Here is an 18,720-nt window from a genome sequence, read left to right as displayed (position 1 = left end):
TGCTCCTAGTAAGCCTTGACGGATGCGAGCGAGCGGCTGGCGAAGCGCTCGATGTCGTTGGGGTTGTCCTGTTCCATGACGTAATATTTGGCCGCGCTCTTCGCCTGAAGTGTCTTGATCAGGCCGGCCCAGTCGATGGTGCCGTGGCCGACATCCGCCCAGCCGTCCTCGTCAAGGCCTTCGCCTGACTTGGCCATGTCCTTGACATGGACGGCGCTGATGCGCTTGCCGTGCTTTTCGATCCACGGCAGCGGATCAACGCCGCCGCGGATTACCCAGGCGACGTCCATCTCCCAGCCGATGTCGGGCGCAGCCGACAGGATGTGATCCTGCGGCACCGAGCCGTCGGCGAGTGTCTTGAACTCGAAATCATGGTTGTGCCAGGCAAAGCCGTAGCCGGCTTTTTTTGCGGTCTCGCCGACCTTGGCCAGACGCTCGCCAAAGCCGCGCCAGCCGGCAGCGTCGGCCGGCCGCTGCTCGGCCAGCAGATAGGGACAGATGACGAGCGTGATGCCGAGTGCGTCGGCTGTTTTGCGTACGCCGTCGAAATCATTCTCCAGCGCATCGATCGAGAAATGTCCGGTCGGCATCGAAAGCCCGTTCTTGTCGAGTTCGGCGCGGAACGCCTTGGGGTCGTCATAGACGCCGCCGAAACCTTCGACTTCCTTGTAGCCGAGCTTACCAAGCATTTTCAGGATGCCGTCCCACGGCTGGAAATTGCGGGCGCTGTAGAGTTGGAATGACCAGTTCATCGTCTCTGTCCGTTTCTTGGGTGGTTAAGGCTTGGGGATGTTTTCGGGGGATCGTTTTCGCGAGATCGTTTTAGGGGGATCGTTCTTGGGAGGATGGTTTGCGGATGATTCTAGAGGGTCACAGGCGATTGCCGGTCGCAGCGTCGAACAGCGAGGCGCGCGCCGGATCGAAACCGAACTGGATCGGATCGCCGCTGCGCAGCGTCCGTTCCGCCTCGACGCGGAAGGAGAGGTTGCGGCCGGCAAGCTTCGTCCACACCAGCGTGTCGGAACCCATCGGCTCCACGATCTCGACCGAACCGCCGGCGGAAAACGGCATCGACTTAGCCGCGTCACCGAAAGCGATATGTTCAGGCCGGATGCCCAGCACGCAAGCGCCGGCCGGGCGCTCCGTGCCGTCAAAGGTATAGCGATCGAGCGGCACCGAAACACGGTCGGTCCTGAACACTGGAGCAGCACTGGCCTCCAGCTCCCCTTCGAGGAAATTCATCGCCGGCGAGCCGAGGAAGCCGGCGACAAACCGGTTGACCGGCCGGTTATAGATCGTCTGCGGCGCGTCAAGCTGCTGGATGACGCCGCCGCGCATGACCGCGATACGGTCGGCCAGCGTCATCGCCTCGATCTGGTCGTGGGTGACGTAGATCATGGTGTTCTGCAGCTTGCGATGCAGAAGCTTGATTTCGACGCGCAGTTCCGAGCGCAGCTTGGCGTCGAGATTGGATAGTGGCTCGTCGAACAGGAAGACGTCGACGTCGCGCACCAGCGCCCGCCCGATCGCCACGCGCTGGCGTTGGCCGCCGGACAAGGCCGCGGGCTTGCGCTGCAAAAGCGGCTCGATCTGCAGGATCTCGGCGGCGCGGGCGATGCGCTTGGCGATCTCGTCCCTGGGCACGCCGGCAACGCGCAGGCCGAACGACAGGTTCTTCTCCACCGTCATTTGCGGATAAAGTGCATAGGACTGGAATACCATGCCGATGCCGCGATCCTTGGGCTCTTCCCAGGTGACGTTCTTGCCCTTGATGAAGATGCGGCCTTCGGAAATATCGAGCAGCCCGGCGATGCAGTTGAGCAAGGTCGACTTGCCGCAGCCCGAGGGACCGAGCAGCACGATGAACTCGCCCTCTGCGACCTCGAGATTGAGGGTCTGCAGCACCGATACCGAGCCGAAATTCAGGGACAGGTCCTGGATCGAAACGCTGGTGCCGTTGGCTGCCGTCATCGCCATCACCCTTTCACCGCACCGGCGGCGATGCCGCGCACGAAAAGCTTGCCGGAAATGAAGTAGACGATGAGCGGCACGAGCCCGGTCAGGATGGTGGCGGCCATGTTGACGTTGTACTCCTTCACGCCTTGCACCGAATTGACGATGTTGTTGAGCTGCACCGTCATCGGATAGGTGTCGGGGCGGGTGTAGACGACGCCGAACAGGAAGTCGTTCCATATGCCGGTCACCTGCAGGATGATGGCGACGACGAAGATCGGCAGCGACATCGGCGCCATGATCCGCAGGAAGATGCCCCAGAAGCCGGCGCCGTCGACCCGTGCCGCCCTGAACAGCTCTTCCGGCATCGAGGCAAAATAGTTGCGGAACAAAAGCGTGAGGATCGGCATGCCGAAGATGGAATGGACGATCACCAGGCCGCTGAGGCTGCCGTAGAGGCCGATCTCGCGCAGGATGATGACGATCGGATAGATCATCACCTGATAGGGGATGAAGGCGCCGACGATCAGGATGACGAAGAATGTGTCGGCGCCCTTGAAGCGCCAGTTGGCCAGCGCATAGCCGTTCACCGAGGCGATCGCGATCGACAGCAGCACTGACGGCACAGTGATGCGCACCGAATTCCAGAAGCCGCGCGAAAGCCCGTCGCAATTGAGGCCGGTGCAGGCGGTCGCCCACGCCTTCACCCACGGTTCGAACGTGATTTCGAGCGGCGGCGAGAAGATATTGCCCATCCGTATCTCGGGCATGCCCTTGAGCGAGGTTACGACCATCACGTAGAGCGGCAGCAGATAGTAGACCGCCACAACGATCAGCGTGCCATAGAGGAAGATATTGCGGCGCGAGAAGACATGCCGCGGCTTCGGCCCGCGCGGCCCGGAGGCTTCGCGCTCGGCGGCACCCGCGCTGGCGGGCAAAGGGACGGCCGGGTCAGCCACGCTTCCTGCCTCCAAATTCAAGGTAGGCCCACGGCACGACGACGATCACCACCGAGAGCAGCATCATGGTCGAGGCGGCAAAGCCCTGGCCAAGATTCTGTGCGAAGAACATGTAGTCATAGACATATTTGGCCGGCACTTCGGAGGCGATTCCGGGGCCGCCGCTGGTCTGGGCGACAACGAGGTCGTAGACCTTGACGATGCCCGACGCGATGATGACCAGCGTGGTGATGAAAACCGGCCGCATCATCGGGATGACGATGAACAGATAGGTCTTCCACATCGGGATCCCGTCTACCCGCGCCGCCTTCCAGATGTCCTCGTCGATGCCGCGCAGGCCGGCCAGCATCAAGCACATGATGAGCCCGGTGCCTTGCCACAGCGCCGCAATCGAAATGCCGTAGATGACGATGCTGGAATTGTAGAGCGGGTCGAAGTTGAAGCTCGTCCAGCCGAGGTCCCGCACCACATGCTGGATGCCGAAATCCGGATTGAGCAGCCACTGCCAGACCAGGCCGGTGACGATGAAGGAAAGCGCGAACGGATAGAGGAAGATGGTGCGGAACGTGTCCTCGAAACGGATCTTCTGGTCGAGAAGCGCTGCAAGCAGGAAGCCGATGACCAGTGAGAACACCAGCGAGATCGCGCCGTAGATCAAAAGGTTCTCGATCGAGATCAGCCAGCGCGGCGTCGCCCAAAGCCGGTAATACTGGTCGAGCCCGGCGAAATTCAGCCGTGGCAGCAGCTTCGAATTGGTAAAGGAATAGAACACCGTCCAGACGGTGCCGCCGACGAAAACCACCGACGCGGTGAGGATCATCGGGATCGAGGCGACCTTCGCATTGATGTTGCGGAACAGCGGGTTGGGGCGTTCGCTCTTGCTCATCTCGTCAGCCGGCTGGGTAAGGGCGGTGCGATCCCGGCCCTGCTTTCGCAAGGCCGGGAGCGAGGTGTATTGCCTCCAACGTCAGTCTGCCGAAGCGATGAGGTCGGCGAAGCGCTTCTGCGCGTCTTCGATGGTCAGGTCCGGCTTGGCGAAGAATTCGGCGAAGAGATCTTCCTTCTGCTTCTGGGTATCCTGCGAAAGCAGTTGGTCCGTCCACGGGATGACGGCGCCCTTGGCGAGGATGGCCAGACCCTTCTTCATGCAGTCGTTCGCCGCATTGAGATCGACGTCACCGCGCACCGGCAGCGAGCCCTTCTTGAGATTGAAGGCGACCTGAGTCTTAGGGTCGAGCAGCGTCTCTGCCAACACCTCCTGCGCCTTGGACTTGTCGGCATCCTTGAGCAGCGGGAAATAGAAGGCGTCGCCGCCGGTGGCGATAACTTCGTTCAGACCGAGGCCCGGCAGGCAGGCATAGTCCTTGCCGGCGACCTTGCCGGCAACCTGGAACTCGCCTTGCGCCCAGTCACCCATGATCTGGCCGCCGGCCTTGCCGGTGATGACCAGATTGGTCGCCTGGTTCCAGTCCTGCACATTGGTGTTCTTCGCCATCTTGCGGGCATCGTCGGCGGCCTTGAAGACCTTGGCGATCTCGGGCCCAGCGGCGAACTTGGCGTCCTTGTCCTTGTAGACCTTGAGGAATGCATCGGTGCCGCCGACCGCCGCCAGCAGCACATCGAAGGCGCCGGAAGATTGCCAGGCTTGTCCGCCGACAGCGAGCGGGATGATGCCCGCCTTTTCCAGGGCGGGCGCTGCCGCCACGAATTCATTCCAGTCCTTCGGCAGCGGCACGCCGGCCTTCTCGAAGGCTTCGTTCGACAGCCACAACCACTGCCAGGAGTGGATATTGACCGGCACGCAGTAGATCTTGCCGTCTATGGTGCAACTGTCGAGCAGGCTCTTCGGCCGCACGATTTCCGTCCACTTGCCCTTGGTGGCGACATCGGTGAGGTCGCGCATCAGGCCGGCCTGCACCAGTTCTTCGGCCTGCCGGCCGTGATTGAACTGGGTGGCGCCCATCGGATCGCCGCCGGTGATGCGGCTGATCATGATCGGCCGTGCCGTGCCGCCGGATCCGGCAATGGCGCCGTCGACCCAGTGATTGCCGGTCGCGTCAAAGGCCTTGGCGAATTCCGCAACCGCCGCCGCCTCGCCGCCCGACGTCCACCAATGGGTGACTTCCAGGTCGGTGGCGGCCGCCGGGCCGGCAAGCTGAAGCGCGGCCGTCGCGGCAAGGGCAGCGGTCAAAAGTCTATAGCGCATTTCGGTTCCTCCCAGAATCTGAAACGTTACAGATTTTCGATACGGCAATTATGCGGTGCGTGCAACCCCTGAGATAAACGCGCTCGAATGTTTTTTCGAGGCGCGAACAAATTCGTTGCGTGCAAACCGGCAAACTCCGCGCAAAACCGGGTGCTGCGCTGCAAAATCATGCTGCAGCGCAAGAAAACCGTCTCGAACCTGATTGTCGCGCAACGTTTCTGGCCGCCAAAACCCTGCCAAAACCATGGCTTGAGAGACCCACGCGCTGCGATATTGGAAATCTGTAACGTTTCAGTATATTGAGGCCTGACGGCGAAGAACCGTGCCACATCGTCATCGAAGCGATTGTCGGCTGGTCCGGCGGCTGCTATGCGCCTGACGGGGCGGGACGAATGGACAGGGACCATACGGAGAAGGACGACGAGGCGTCGGCGCATGAGCGGCCGACGCTGAAAACGCTTGCCTTCATGACCGGGCTCGGCGTCACCACCGTCTCGCGCGCGCTCAAGGATGCACCCGAGATCGGCGCCGAGACCAGGCGGCGGGTTCAACTCGTCGCCAGGCAGATCGGCTACCGGCCGAACCGCGCCGGCGTGCGCCTGCGGACTGGCAAGACCAATGTTATCAGCCTCGTGCTCAATACCGAGCGCGAGATCATGAGCTTTGTCTCGGACATCATCTACGGCGTCTCGGAGGTCATTGCCGACACACCCTATCACCTGATCGTCACGCCCTACTCGCGCTCGCAGGATCCGCTGGACCCGGTAAAGTATCTGGTCGAGTCCGGCTCGGCCGATGGCGTCATCATCTCACGCACGCAGCCCAACGATCCGCGCGCCCGCTACATGCTGGAGCGTGGCATACCCTTTGCCACACATGGCCGCACCGATATGGGGCTTGTCCACCCCTATCACGACTTCGACAATTACGCCTTCGCCGCCGAAGCGGTGCGCCATCTGGCCAGCGTCGGCCGGCGCCGGCTGGCGCTGGTAGCGCCGCCGGTCGGGCTCACCTATTACGACCACACGGTCAATGGCTTTGCCGACGCACTGAGCGAGGTCGACGCCAGCGAAGTGCCGTTCAACGCTGTTTCGATCGACCAGTCGATCGATCAGATCAGGACGCGGACCGCGCAGTTGATGCGCCGCGACGTCAGGCCGGACGGTTTCGTCAGCAGCGCCGCCGCAGCAACGCTGGCCATCGTCGCCGGCATCGAGGATGCCGGCCTGAAACTCGGCCGCGACGTCGATGTCGTGTCCAAGCAATCGTCGGAACTGCTGCATCTGTTCCGCCGGGAGTTGCTGATCGTCAACGAAGACTTCCGCCTCGCCGGCACCGAGCTTGCCCGCGCCGTGCTGGGCTGGATAGGCGGCGCGGCACCTGGCTCTTTGCAGACTGTGGTCAAGCCAGGCGACGTCGTCGCGTATCAGGGCTGACTGGCACGACCTGAGAGGCCGCCTCACCTGACCCTAGCCGGCAGCGCCGCTGCCCCATGGGCCATGGAAAGCCCCCTGCTCGCCGATGCGCTCGAAACCATGCGCGCCGAAGAAATCGCGCTGCGCCTGGATCAGGTTCGAGGTGCCGCGGCCCTGGCGGTAGCTGTCGAAATAGGCAAGCGCCGACGCCAGCGCCGGCACGGGCGAACCGGCCTCCGACGCTCTTGCGACGATGCGCCGGAGCGACGGATGCGCCTCCTGCATCATGGTGGTGAAAGCCGGCGCCATCAAAAGGTTGGTGGACGCGCCGCCCGAGCCGAAGGCTTCCGCCATGGTGTCGAGCATCTGCGAGCGGATAATACAGCCGGCACGCCAGATCTTGGCGATGGTCGGCATCGGCAAGTTCCAGTTGAACTCCTTCGAGGCGGCGCTCATCACCGCGAAACCTTGTGCATAGGCGGCGATCTTGCCGGCGAGCAGCGCCAGCTCCATGTCTTTCAGAAGTGCCGCCTTGTCGCCGGAGATCTTGGTGACGCCGATATTGCCATAGGCTTTTTCGGCCGCCTGCCGCTCATCCTTGATCGAGGACAGCACGCGGGCCGCCACCGCCGCCTCGATGGCCGTCGCCGGAATGCCGAGCTGCTGCGCCTCGATGACAGACCATTTGCCGGTGCCCTTCTGGCCGGCACGGTCGAGGATGATGTCGACCACCGGCTTGCCGGTCTTTGCATCGTCGGCGGCCAGCACCTTGGCGGTGATCTCGATCAGATACGAATCGAGCCGGCCCTTGTTCCAGTCCTCGAAGACCTTGCCGATCTCCTTCGGCCCCATGCCGAGACCGTCACGCAGGATGCCGTAGATCTCGGCGATCATCTGCATGTCGGCATATTCGATGCCGTTGTGGATGGTTTTCACGAAATGCCCGGCGCCGTCTGTGCCAAGCCAGGCAGCGCACGGTTCATCCTTGAACTTGGCCGAGATCGCGGTCAGCACGCGTTCGACGCGCTTCCAGGAGTCTTCGGTGCCGCCGACCATGATCGACGGTCCATGGCGCGCGCCTTCCTCGCCGCCGGATACGCCCATGCCGATGAAGGTGAGACCTGAGCCCGACAGTTCCGAAAAGCGCCGCATCGTATCGCGGAAATTGGCGTTGCCGGCATCGATGACGATATCGTTGTCAGACAACACGCCGCGCAGCGCTTCGATCTGTTCGTCGACCGGCTTGCCGGCCAGCACCATGATGATGACCGGGCGTGGCGGCTTGATCGCAGCTGCCAGTTCCTCCAGGCTGTAGCAGGGCACCACCATGTCCCTGAGCGAACCGGCGCCTTCGAGGAAGGCATCGGTGCGCGCCTTGGTGCGGTTGAAGACGGCGATGCGGTGCCCGTGCTCGGCAATGTTGAGCGCGAGGTTGGAGCCCATTGTGCCAAGGCCGATCAGGCCTATTTCGGCTTTTTCCATCGTTTCTTCCCTGCTTTCGGATTTTGTTGAGGCCGCGTTTTTCGGGATGCCCACTTTTCGGCGAGATGATTGACGGGCCTTTCGCGCCACGTCAACCGCCTCGCCGAATTGTGTTGCGTCTGCGTTGTGTCAGACCGAGTCAGGAAGGGTCAGTTGGTGACCAGGCGACGCCTTGCCGATCGAACATATGGCGATAGGTTGGACATATGGCAGTCAAACGGATGGACAATGTCGGAATCGTCGTCGAGGACCTCGACGAGACAGTTGCTTTCTTTCGCGAGCTCGGCCTCGAACTGGAAGGGCGGGCGACGATCGAAGGCGAGTGGGCCGGACGTGTCACCGGGCTCGGCGATCAGCACGTCGAGATTGCCATGATGCGCACACCGGACGGTCATGGCCGGCTCGAGCTCTCCCGCTTCCTCACGCCGCCTGTCGTTGCCGATCACCGCAACGCCCCGGTCAATGCCTTGGGCTACCTGCGCGTCATGTTTACCGTGGACGACATCGACGACACGCTTGAAAGGCTCCGCAAGCGTGGCGCGCAGCTGGTCGGTGAAGTCGTCCGTTACGAGGACGTGTATCGGCTCTGCTACATCCGCGGGCCGGAAGGGCATCTCATCGGGTTAGCCCAGGAACTCGGCTGAGCGTCCTTCGCGGGCGGGCTGAATATCACTCGGCGCGGATATCGATCGGCGCTTCGATCTTTATCACTTCGAAATCCGAAACCAGAACATCGAGCCGCGCCGTCCAGCGGCCTGGAATCGGAATGACGAGATTATCGACCCGCCAGGTGCCGTCGCCTGGCTTGGTCGCCGGACGCTTGATCGGCTCGATCCCCGAATCGGGCGTGGACAGCACCAGCGTCACTTCCTTGGCGTCGAGCGGGCCGAAATCGCCATCCATGATGACGATGGAGGCGGTGACCTCCCCGGTATGGCCGGGCGTGATGTCGATGTCGGCCATCGCCTTCATAGTGTGGATATGGGTCGACGTCGGTTGTGCCGCGGCGATTGCCAGGGCCCGTGGCGGCGGCGTGAAGCGCCAGCCGGCGGCAACGCCGAAGATCAGGAGCACGATCAGCATTTCGACTGAGATCGAGCGGCTAAGCCGTCGCCGCACTTCCGTCGCTCCGGCCTCGGCCAAGGCGGTGAGCCGCCATCGATTGACCGCCGCCAGCGTGAACAGAAACACCAGCAGCGCCAGCTTGATCAGCAGCAGCCGGCCATAGGCGGTGTTGACCAGTGCCGCCGGTGTCTGCACCTGGATGATGGCGAGCACCACACCGGCGGCGGCAAGCACTACCACCACGGGCATGATCGCGCGCGAAAACCGCCGCAGGAACGCCCCGGTTTCCACCGATTGGCTGCTCAACGCCAGGCCGAGCGGCAGCAATGCTCCAGCCCAGAAAGCGATGCCGGCGCCATGCAGGAACACCATAGGCCGCGTCAGCCATTGCGGTTCGGCTGCACTGGCATGGCCGCTGGCGGCAAGGGCTGCACCCACACCGGCCAGCCCGGCGAGCGCCAACGGCCTGGCGCCAGCACGCGATCCGACCAACGACAGCAGGCCAAGCCCGAGCGCCGCCAGCGAAATCAGCACCGTCCAGCCGAAGCTGGTGCCAAGCGCCGTCCGCCAGACCACCGGTTGCGCCAGCCGGGCGAGTGGCGCGCCCAGCGCGTCCAGCCCCTGGAACCCGAGCGACAGGGGTGCTGCGACCAGCCCGCACAGGATGGCGGCAATGACGAAGCGCTGGCCTGAGCGCTGGCCTTGCGCCAGCCATGTCAGCGCGAAGGCGCCGCCAATGCCGAGGAAAAGCCCGATGTAGAGAAGAACCTTGCCGGTCCAGATCGCTGACCGCAAATCTATATCGACAGCTTCCCCCACCGCCGGCGCCGCACTTGGCGCGCCAACGGAAAACAGCACCGAGCCGCCGACCGGATGGCCATCAGCGGAAATCACCCGCCAGCTCAAGACATGGGTGCCCGGCCCGAGCTTTTGTGGATTGTCGATCTCAACCGTTTGGTCGCTCAACCGAAACGAGGTCAAAGCGACAGGCGTACCGTCGGGCCGCACCAAGGTCAGCACCAGCGGCGACACAGGCTCGCTGAAGGTCAGCGAAAATTGCGTCGGCGCTCGCTCCAGAACCGCGCCGTCGGCAGGCTCGGCCTTGATCAGCGCCGCATGGGCAAAGGCCTGGTTTGGCGTGGCAAGGACGGCAAGCAGCAGGATCGCGGCCAGCAGGCCGAAGCACCTGCCGGCTGTCCGTTCTATCCGCTGAAAACAGGCCACGTTCATGCCATCCACCAAAACAGTGGCGCGCCGCTTCGAAGCAGCGCGCCGCCAATGCATCATTTCTTCGGCAGCAGGTTGAGGCCGGGCGCCGGATCTTCCAGCGCATCCTCATCCTGACCAGCCGCCGGAATCTCTATCCAACGCGTGGTGGCGCCATCGCATTCCTGCACCACCGGAAAATAGAGTTTTTGCCCGGCCGGCAGATCGGCGGCCAACGTGCCGCGGAAGACGAACTCGTCATAAAATTCATCCGGCAGGCTGCCGCCGCTCCAGTCGACTTCCTTGACGCCCGAGGTCACCGCTTCGCCATAGAGCTGGTAGGATTTCTCGTACTTGCCTTTCTTGACCTGCAGCGTCCAGCCGGGCTTGGGCATCGGCTTCACCCCGATCACCCCTTCCGGGATCTGCACGCGCACGGCAATCGTCGCCTTGCCTTCGCAGCCATGCGGCACGCGCAGCACGGCCTTGTAGGTCGAACCGACCGCAACCTCCTGTGTTTCGAGCGTGATATGGGCGAAGGCGGCACTTGTCCCCAGGACGAGGAATGCAGCGGCCGGCAAATGATGCTTGTTCATGATGGGTCCCTCTCGAAAAAATTGATTGGTAATAATTGGTCAGTCGTTGTCTTCCAGGGGTGGCGCGCTGCCTATGGCTTGCACGGCAAACTCGACGGTCACGGTTCCGGCCCTCTCGAAAGTCAGCGTAGCGGCAAACATCTGGCCTTCTTTAGGGGGCTGCTTCAGATCCATGAACATCACGTGATAGGCGCCGGGACCCAGCGTGACCTTGCCGCCCGCCGGGATATCCAGGCCACCACTGACCGGGCGCATGGTCATGACGCCATCCTTCACCCCCATTTCATGCAGTTCGGCCTTGCCCGAAATGTCGGAGGAAATCGATAGCAGCCGGTCTGGCGCGCTGCCCTTGTTGACGATGGTGAAATAGCCGCCGGCAACCTTGGCGCCGGCCGGCGTGGCGCGCGACCAGGGATGCTCGATCTCGATGTCACCGGCCTTGAATTCATGCGCAAGGACGGAATGGGAGCCGACGAACAACAGTGCAAAGGCGAACAGGGCGCTGCCGAGACGCTGCTCGATAGTGCTGAATAAACGGGTGCTGCGGTGCAACGCGCCGGCATGACGAAAACGGGACATGGGTAGGCTCCATGAATATGAGGTCGCGCCGTTGTCGGGCTGCGAACGTGTTTGTCATTGGATGATTATCGCCTGCGCAGGTTACGCAAAGCGAGCGGCGGTTTTCAGCCCGCAAGCGGCGGCGCGCGCGGATTGGCCGGAGAGCGCTCGCGCGTGACGACGGGATACCTGACTGCCGGCGGGGCAAAAGCGACTGTTTCCAAGGACTGGCTGACCGGCGCCAGGCCGACGCCTGCCGGCGGCGCATAGGCGACGGAGGCCATGCTGCAGCCGAGCATGCAGCACGCCGGCATATGCTGCTGGTGCGGATCGCCGCCGGGAAGCTTGACCGCTCCCTCATGGCTGCAGATGACATTGCCGAAAGCGTCGAGTTGCGAGGCATCCGGCGCAATGCCGAAGGCAAACACGCCGAGCGTCGACTGGAGCAGCAGCACACAGGTCGCGACAAACGCGGCCATCATGCTCCATCTCTTACGCCCGAAGTTCAAGGATCTGCCTCTTCACGCAGCAACGGCGGATACCTAGCATGCGTCACGCGGCCGGAAAATCGCCAAATCATCGCTGCGGCAACGCGGCGCGTTAAGAAGCAATCCGACCGATTTCCGGGATCGACGTCAACAGCGTGTGGCGTGCCGACTTCAGATGCTTGCGGCAGGCGGCGTCGACCTTGCCGAGATCGCGCGATTTCAGCGCCGCGATGTAGGCGAGATGCTCGCTCACCGCGACTTCGTTGCGCTCGCGCTCCTGCGCCTTGTTCCACTGGTAGTGGTAGTGAAAGATCATGGCGATGACGTCGTAGAAATCGACGATGAAGCGGTTGTGCGACGCCCGGTGGATCAGCCGGTGGAAGCGCTCGTCTAGCTCCGAGAATTCGTTGAAGCGGATGGCGATTTCGCTGGCCAGAAGCCGGTGCTCGTCTTCCAGCCGGTCGAGATCCGCCCAGACCGGACTATCCCCGGGCAAGGCGGCAAAGGCCGCCGCCGAGCGTATCTCGAACATCTCGCGGATTTCAGTGAGTTCGAGCGCAAAGGCACGGGTAAATCCTTTCAGCACCCAGTGGCTGTTGCGCCGCTTCTCGATCAGGCCGAAGCGGGAGAAGCGGATCAGGAACTCGCGCACGCTGGTGGTCCCGACGCCGATCTCGCGCGCCAGTTCGAGCTCGTTGATCTGCATGCCGGCCTCTGCACCGCCGGCCAGCAACCTGCGCATAAACGACCGCTCGATGATCTGGGCCAGTGTGTCTGTCTCCTCCTCGGGGAAGAAATCATCCGGCTTCGGCGTCCTGAGCACTGTCTTGCTGCGTTTGTTCCACGCGATCAGCCCGGTCTCTTCCATGCGCGCCAGAATGGTGCGCACGGTGGTACGGCTGACGCCAAGCAAAGTGCCCAGCTCCGGCTCCGACGGCAGGCTCTGCGTCTCATCGAGCAGCCGCAGACCCCTGTTGTAAGCGTCCTTGTAGACGTTGTTGCTCTTCGACATCCCTGCCCCGTTGCGCGCCGGCGCTTGCTGTGGCTGGCTTGAAGCGCGATATCACATATGTCCTGGCGCTCACCCGGCAAAGCAAAACGCTCTGCGTGTAAGACGCCGTCCCCACAAGCCAAGCGTCCATCGGACGCATGGTCTCCTCCTGAAAAAACAATTGACGCACAAATGTTTTTTCACGATAAAAGACATTATATGTAAACAGACGCGTGTCAATCCGCGCATCCCCAGGAACAGACCCAGGAAACTGCCCGTGAACGCCTCGAACAGCATTCTTCTGTCCCCCGCCGACAATGTCGCGGTCGCCAATGGCCGCATCGAGATCGGCACCCCTCTGCCCGGCGGCGCCCTCGCCACGGCCTTGATCGAGCCCGGCCACAAGGTGGCGATCAAGCCTATCGCCGCCGGCGAGGCGGTGGTCAAGTATGCCCAGGCCATCGGCCGCGCCACCCAGGACATCGCGCCCGGCGACCACGTCCATTCGCACAATCTGGTCTTCGAGTCCGGCCGTCTGCCGGTGGTGCCGCCGAGCGAAGCGGAGCATGCCACCGAAGCTGACCGCGCCCGGACATTCATGGGCTATCGTCGCGCCGATGGCCGTGCCGGCACCCGCAACTTCATCGGCATCATCGCCAGCGTCAATTGCTCGGCCACCGTCTGCCACGCCATCGCCGACGAGGCCAACCGCGTGCTGCTGCCGAAATATCCGGGGATCGACGGCTTCGTCCCGATCGTCCATGGCCAGGGCTGCGGCATGAGCGGCACCGGCGACGGCATGATGGTACTGCACCGCACGCTCGCCGGTTACACCCGCCATCCGAATTTCGGCGGCGCGTTGATGGTCGGCCTCGGCTGCGAGGTCAACCAGCTCACCCTTTACGGCCAGAAGGGTGCGGCGGCGGGAAAACGCCATTTCAACATCCAGGACGCCGGCGGTTCGCGCAAATCGGTCGCAAAGGCGATGGGCGTGCTCGCCGAAATCGCCGAGGAAGTCGGCCAGTATCAGCGCGAGCCGATCCCGGTCTCGGAGATCGTCGTCGGCCTGCAATGCGGCGGTTCCGACGGCATGTCGGGCATCACCGCCAATCCCGCGCTGGGAGCGGCGGTCGACATCCTGGCCGGCGTCGGCGGCATCGGCATCCTGTCGGAGACGACGGAGATCTATGGCGCCGAACATCTGCTCGCCTATCGCGCGGCAACGCCGGAGATCGCCAAGAAGCTCGACGGTTTCGTCAAATGGTGGGAGGACCATGTCGCCAAGCACGGCGCCTCGATCGACAACAACCCCTCGCCCGGCAACAAGCGCGGCGGTCTGACCACCATCCTGGAAAAGTCGCTGGGCGCCGTGGCCAAAGGCGGCCAGACTCCGCTCAACGGCGTCTTCGGTTATGCCGAAAAGGTCACCGGCAGTGGCCTGGTGTTCATGGACACGCCCGGTTACGACCCGGTCTCGGCGACCGGTCAGGTGGCGGGCGGCGCCAACATCATCGTCTTCACCACCGGCCGCGGCTCCTGCTTCGGCTGCCGGCCCACGCCGTCGATCAAGGTCGCCACCAACTCGACCATGTACCACCAGATGGAAGAGGACATGGACGTCAATTGCGGCGTCATCGCTTCGGGTGAGAAGACCATCGCCGGCATGGGCCGGGAACTCTTCGAACTCATCGTCGAGACGGCATCGGGCCGCAAGACCAAGAGCGAGGCGTTCGGCTACGGCGACAACGAGTTCGTGCCGTGGCACCTCGGCGCGACGCTCTAACCACCGACGAAAAAAGCGGGCTGCAAAGACGGCTCACAAGGGGAGGCTGTGGATGGACAAACGCCGCATCGGCACGACTGCGCTCGAGGTAACCGAGATAAGCTTCGGCGGGGCGGCGATCGGCGGGCTCTACCGGGCGTGTCCGCGCGAAGCGGCGATGGAGACGCTGCAGACAGCCTGGGATGCCGGCCTGCGCTATTTCGACACCGCGCCCTTCTATGGCTTCGGCCTGTCGGAACGGCGGACCGGCGATTTCCTGCGCTACAAGCCGCGGGATTCCTATGTGCTGTCGACCAAGGTCGGACGGTTGTTCCGCCCGGTGCCGGAAGACCAGGTTCCCGATCATTCCTATGTCGACCCGCTGCCCTTCGCGCTCGACTACGACTACTCCTATGACGGCATCATGCGCTCGGTCGAGTTCTCCTATGCCCGGCTCGGGCTGAACCGGATAGACATCCTGTTTGTGCACGACATCGGCACCTACACACATGGCGTCGAGAAGACGAAGCTGCACTTTCGCCAGCTGATCGACGGCGGCTTGAAGGCGCTGGAAGAGCTTAAAACGTCCGGCGTGATTTCCGCCTATGGGCTCGGCGTCAACGAGGTGCAGATCTGCCTCGACGTGCTGTGCGAAGCGCCGCTCGACTGCATCCTGCTGGCCAGCCGCTATTCGCTGCTCGACCGCTCGGCTGAAGCCGAGTTGCTGCCGCTGTGTCGTGAGCGACAGACTTCGCTCATCATCGGCGGCGTTTTCAACTCCGGCATCCTGGCGACCGGGCCGGTGCACGGCGCGCATTTCGATTATCTGCCGGCGACGCAGGACATACTCGAGCGTGTTGGGGCGATGGAGAAAATCGCTGATGAGGGCGGATATCCGCTGGCGGCGGCTGCATTGCAGTTTCCGCTGCAGGAGCCTGTCGTGGCCAGCGTGCTGACCGGAACGGCCAAGCCCGCCAACCTGACGCGCAACCTCGACCTGTTCAACGTCCAGGTGCCGCAAGCGGAATTCGCCCGCTACACTCCCTACACCATCGTTCAGGAGCTCGGCTGACGAAACGCCACGATCACGGCTCTCAAGAAGGAATGAATATTCCATATTGACTCGACGGTGGAATTAATATTCCATGATGATTAAGGAGGATCGGGAGCGTCTGGACGTGGCACTGAGGATCGGCAGGGAGATTTCCCCGCCGAGCCATGCGCAGGCCGATATGAAACACCGCTTGCGTCGGCCGGACCGATGCACTATCAAAAAGCGGCAACTGTTTTTTATTGATAAAGTTCCTTTTGGGCCGCGCCTATCCAAATGGAGCTTCCGCAACCTTCACCGGGCGATCTAGGGAGGATTCCTAATGAAATTCGTGACCAGCATTCTCAACCGCCGCTCACTGATGGCACTTGCTGCCGCCTCGATGCTTGCCGGCACGCTGCAGACGGCGCCGGCTTCGGCGGCGGACGTGACCATTCCGATCATCGTCAAGGACACCACGTCCTTCTACTGGCAGATCGTCCTGGCCGGCGCCCGCAAGGCCGGCAAGGATCTCGGCGTCAACGTACCCGAACTCGGCGCCCAGGCTGAAACCGACGTCAACGGCCAGGTTTCGATCCTCGAGAATGCCGTCGCCGGCAACCCGGCCGCGATCGTCATCGCGCCGACCGAATTCAAGGCGCTCGGCAAGCCCATCGATGAAGCGGCCAGCAAGGTCAAGGTCATCGGCATCGACTCCGGCGCCGACTCCAAGGCGTTCACCTCGTTCCTGACCACCGACAATGTGCAGGGCGGTCGCGTCGCCGCTGACGGTCTTGCAGCAGCCATCGGCGGAGCCAATGGCGGCAAGATCGAGGGCGACGTCGCGCTGATCACCAACGCGCCGGGCGCCGGTTCGCTGGAGCAGCGCAAGCAGGGCTTCACCGAGCAGCTGGCCGCGAAATATCCGGGGCTGAAGCTCGTCGCCGACAAATATGCCGACGGCCAGGCAACGACCGGTCTCAACATCGCCACCGACCTGATCACCGCCAACCCGAACCTCAAGGGCATCTTCGCGTCCAACCTGATCATGGCGCAGGGCGTCGGTCAGGCAGTCGCCGAGAACAACCTTGGCGGCAAGCTGGCGCTGGTCGGCTTCGACAGCGACGAGAAGCTGATCAAGTTCCTCAATGACGGCGTCATTTCCGCGCTCGTCGTCCAGGATCCGTACCGGATGGGCTATGACGGCATCAAGACCGCGCTCGCCGCCTCGAAGGGCGAGAAGGTCGAGGCCAATGTCGACACAGGCGCCAACCTGGTGACCAAGGCAAACATGAAAGACCCCAAGATCGACGCCCTGCTCAACCCGAAGCTCTGAGCCCGTCGACCAAAAATCCTTTCCGGGGCCTCGCGCCCCGGAAACACCGGATACAAGCTTGAATATCCACCGGCTTGAATCACCTCGACGATGCGGCTTGACTGCATCGCGACGTGCCAATCGTAAGGCCAATCTGGGAGGATTGTCATGACGCCCATGGCGCAGGAACTGCACCCGGCCCCAACGCTAGCGCCCGGCAGGACGATCCTCGAACTGCACGGGCTGGAAAAGCGCTATCCCGGCACGCATGCGCTGAAGCCCGTTCACCTTGCCTTCAAGGCAGGTGAGATCCACGCCATCGTCGGCGAGAACGGCGCCGGCAAATCCACCTTGATCAAGCTTCTGACCGGCGTCATGCCGCGCACCTCCGGCGATGTCATCTGGGAGGGCAAGCCGGCAGCGCTGGCAACCCCGCACGAGGCAATGGCGCTGGGCATCAACGCCGTGCATCAGGAGGTCGTGCTCTGTCGCCATCTCACCGTCGCCGCCAACATGTTCCTCGGCGAGGAGAATTCGCGCTTCGGCATCCTGCAGCAGCGCGCCATGGTCAAGGAAGCGCAGAAGATCATCGACGGTCTCGGCTTCGACCTGCCGGCGCATGTCATGCTGGGTGACCTCACCATCGGCCAGCAGCAGCTGATCGCCGCCGCCCGCGCCACCGTGCGCGGCACCAAATTCCTGATCTTCGACGAGCCGACCGCCTATCTCACCCGCAAGGAAGCCGACCAGCTGTTCACGCTGATCCGCAGGCTCAAGGGCGAAGGCGTCACCATCATCTACATCAGCCATCGCATGGAAGAGGTGTTCGAACTCGCCGATCGCGTCTCGGTGCTGCGCGACGGCACGCTGGTCGGCACCCGCAACATTGCCGAGACCAATGACGCCGAGCTGGTCAAGATGATGATCAACCGCTCGATCGAGCAAGTCTACCATAAGGAGCATTTCACCCCCGGTGCCGTGATCGTTGAAGCGAAAAACCTGTCGGGCAAGGGTTTCGAAGACGTCTCGATGACGGTGCGCGCCGGCGAGATCGTCGGGCTCTATGGCCTGATCGGCGCCGGGCGGAGCGAGTTCGTCACCACGCTCTATGGCCGCCACAAGAAGTCGGCCGGACAGGTCCTTTGGCAAGGCAAGCCGGTCCACATCAATTCCGAGCACGACGCGATCAAGCTCGGCATGGCGCTGGCGCCGGAAAGCCGCCGCGACCAGGGCCTGTGCCTGAACCTGCCGGTCGGCCTCAACCTCAACCTGCCGATCTACAAGCGCATCTCCAGCAACATGCTGATCTCCGGTGCGAAGGAAAAGGCCGAGGCCGATCGCCAGATCGCCGGCCTCCGCATCAAAACGCCGACGCGCGGCGCCCTGGCCTCCAGCCTGTCCGGCGGCAACCAGCAGAAGATCGTCATCGGCAAATGGCTGGCGCATGGCGCCAAGCTGTTCATCTTCGACGAGCCGACCGTCGGCGTCGATGTCGGCACCAAGGCCGAGATCTACCGCCTGTTCGGGGAACTGTTGTCCAAGGGCGCCGGCATCATCCTGATCTCGTCCTATCTGCCCGAGGTTTACGAGCTCGCCGATACGCTGCACGTGTTCCGGCGCGGCAAACTGGTCGCCAGCCACGGTTTTCGCGCCGCCAGCCATGAAGACGTGCTGACGCAGGCGATCGGCTGAAA

At 63.0% G+C, this 18,720-nt stretch carries 18 protein-coding genes; 7 read left to right on the top strand and 11 right to left on the bottom strand.

The genetic code is table 11. The annotated features are described in order from the left end of the window. Nucleotides 1-5: 5 nt before the first annotated feature. The 5 genes from NKH35_RS03470 to NKH35_RS03450 all read right to left on the bottom strand — a co-directional run bounded on the left by NKH35_RS03470 (nt 6) and on the right by NKH35_RS03450 (nt 5,118). Complete coding sequence (locus tag NKH35_RS03470; protein WP_023683031.1) at nt 6-752, bottom strand: sugar phosphate isomerase/epimerase family protein; 747 nt, start codon at nt 750-752, stop codon at nt 6-8. Between the two features lie 118 nt (nt 753-870). Further along, nucleotides 871-1,971, bottom strand: a complete 1,101-nt coding sequence (locus NKH35_RS03465; RefSeq protein WP_023744074.1) for an ABC transporter ATP-binding protein — start codon at nt 1,969-1,971, stop codon at nt 871-873. A 5-nt stretch (nt 1,972-1,976) separates the two neighbouring features. Then, on the bottom strand, nt 1,977-2,912 hold the full coding sequence (locus tag NKH35_RS03460; protein WP_023669802.1) for a carbohydrate ABC transporter permease: 936 nt from the start codon (nt 2,910-2,912) through the stop codon (nt 1,977-1,979). Further along, on the bottom strand, nt 2,905-3,798 hold the full coding sequence (locus tag NKH35_RS03455; protein ID WP_023683029.1) for a carbohydrate ABC transporter permease: 894 nt from the start codon (nt 3,796-3,798) through the stop codon (nt 2,905-2,907). Before NKH35_RS03455 ends, NKH35_RS03460 begins: the two co-directional genes overlap by 8 nt. Nucleotides 3,799-3,879: 81 nt before the next feature. Next, entirely contained in the window at nt 3,880-5,118 is a 1,239-nt protein-coding gene (locus NKH35_RS03450; protein WP_023683028.1) for an ABC transporter substrate-binding protein, read from the bottom strand. A 392-nt stretch (nt 5,119-5,510) separates the two neighbouring features. On the opposite strand from NKH35_RS03450, the gene NKH35_RS03445 reads away from it, so the two are divergent. Next, nucleotides 5,511-6,554, top strand: coding sequence for a LacI family transcriptional regulator (locus NKH35_RS03445; protein ID WP_023726440.1), 1,044 nt, complete (start codon nt 5,511-5,513; stop codon nt 6,552-6,554). A gap of 33 nt (nt 6,555-6,587) precedes the next feature. Here the strand turns inward: NKH35_RS03445 and gnd are convergent, their stop codons facing one another. Continuing rightward, nucleotides 6,588-8,015, bottom strand: coding sequence for an NADP-dependent phosphogluconate dehydrogenase (gene gnd / locus NKH35_RS03440; protein WP_023726439.1), 1,428 nt, complete (start codon nt 8,013-8,015; stop codon nt 6,588-6,590). A gap of 206 nt (nt 8,016-8,221) precedes the next feature. Here gnd and NKH35_RS03435 point away from each other — a divergent pair, with 206 nt between their 5' ends. Then, the gene (locus NKH35_RS03435; RefSeq protein ID WP_023700136.1) at nt 8,222-8,659 is read left to right on the top strand and encodes a VOC family protein; all 438 of its coding nucleotides are present in this window, start codon (nt 8,222-8,224) and stop codon (nt 8,657-8,659) included. Nucleotides 8,660-8,684: 25 nt separating this feature from the next. Here the strand turns inward: NKH35_RS03435 and NKH35_RS03430 are convergent, their stop codons facing one another. The 5 genes from NKH35_RS03430 to NKH35_RS03410 all read right to left on the bottom strand — a co-directional run bounded on the left by NKH35_RS03430 (nt 8,685) and on the right by NKH35_RS03410 (nt 12,940). Beyond that, nucleotides 8,685-10,310 (bottom strand): copper resistance CopC/CopD family protein, encoded by a 1,626-nt coding sequence (locus NKH35_RS03430; protein ID WP_352913360.1) that lies wholly within the window; start codon nt 10,308-10,310, stop codon nt 8,685-8,687. Between the two features lie 53 nt (nt 10,311-10,363). Continuing rightward, complete coding sequence (locus NKH35_RS03425) at nt 10,364-10,882, bottom strand: YcnI family copper-binding membrane protein (protein WP_023700138.1); 519 nt, start codon at nt 10,880-10,882, stop codon at nt 10,364-10,366. Between the two features lie 39 nt (nt 10,883-10,921). Next, nucleotides 10,922-11,461, bottom strand: a complete 540-nt coding sequence (locus NKH35_RS03420) for a copper chaperone PCu(A)C (protein WP_023700139.1) — start codon at nt 11,459-11,461, stop codon at nt 10,922-10,924. Nucleotides 11,462-11,565: 104 nt separating this feature from the next. After that, nucleotides 11,566-11,922, bottom strand: a complete 357-nt coding sequence (locus NKH35_RS03415; protein WP_023735132.1) for a DUF2946 family protein — start codon at nt 11,920-11,922, stop codon at nt 11,566-11,568. A 118-nt stretch (nt 11,923-12,040) separates the two neighbouring features. Next, nucleotides 12,041-12,940, bottom strand: a complete 900-nt coding sequence (locus NKH35_RS03410) for a GntR family transcriptional regulator (RefSeq protein ID WP_023735133.1) — start codon at nt 12,938-12,940, stop codon at nt 12,041-12,043. 256 nt (nt 12,941-13,196) lie between these two features. On the opposite strand from NKH35_RS03410, the gene NKH35_RS03405 reads away from it, so the two are divergent. The 5 genes from NKH35_RS03405 (at nt 13,197) to NKH35_RS03385 (ending at nt 18,718) form a co-directional block, all read left to right on the top strand. Continuing rightward, a complete protein-coding gene (locus tag NKH35_RS03405; protein WP_023669813.1) occupies nt 13,197-14,702 on the top strand; it encodes a UxaA family hydrolase in 1,506 nt (501 codons plus the stop codon). Nucleotides 14,703-14,754: 52 nt separating this feature from the next. Beyond that, nucleotides 14,755-15,753 (top strand): aldo/keto reductase, encoded by a 999-nt coding sequence (locus NKH35_RS03400; RefSeq protein ID WP_023686616.1) that lies wholly within the window; start codon nt 14,755-14,757, stop codon nt 15,751-15,753. Between the two features lie 73 nt (nt 15,754-15,826). Next, nucleotides 15,827-16,042, top strand: coding sequence for a hypothetical protein (locus NKH35_RS03395; protein WP_352913357.1), 216 nt, complete (start codon nt 15,827-15,829; stop codon nt 16,040-16,042). A gap of 12 nt (nt 16,043-16,054) precedes the next feature. Next, on the top strand, nt 16,055-17,047 hold the full coding sequence (locus NKH35_RS03390; protein ID WP_352913355.1) for an ABC transporter substrate-binding protein: 993 nt from the start codon (nt 16,055-16,057) through the stop codon (nt 17,045-17,047). Between the two features lie 147 nt (nt 17,048-17,194). After that, on the top strand, nt 17,195-18,718 hold the full coding sequence (locus NKH35_RS03385; RefSeq protein ID WP_023828310.1) for a sugar ABC transporter ATP-binding protein: 1,524 nt from the start codon (nt 17,195-17,197) through the stop codon (nt 18,716-18,718). The last annotated feature ends 2 nt before the right edge of the window (nt 18,719-18,720 follow it).

The organism is Mesorhizobium sp. M1143 (assembly GCF_040318435.1).
Taxonomy (GTDB): Bacteria; Pseudomonadota; Alphaproteobacteria; order Rhizobiales; family Rhizobiaceae; genus Mesorhizobium.
This window is presented reverse-complemented; position numbering and strand designations above follow the sequence as displayed.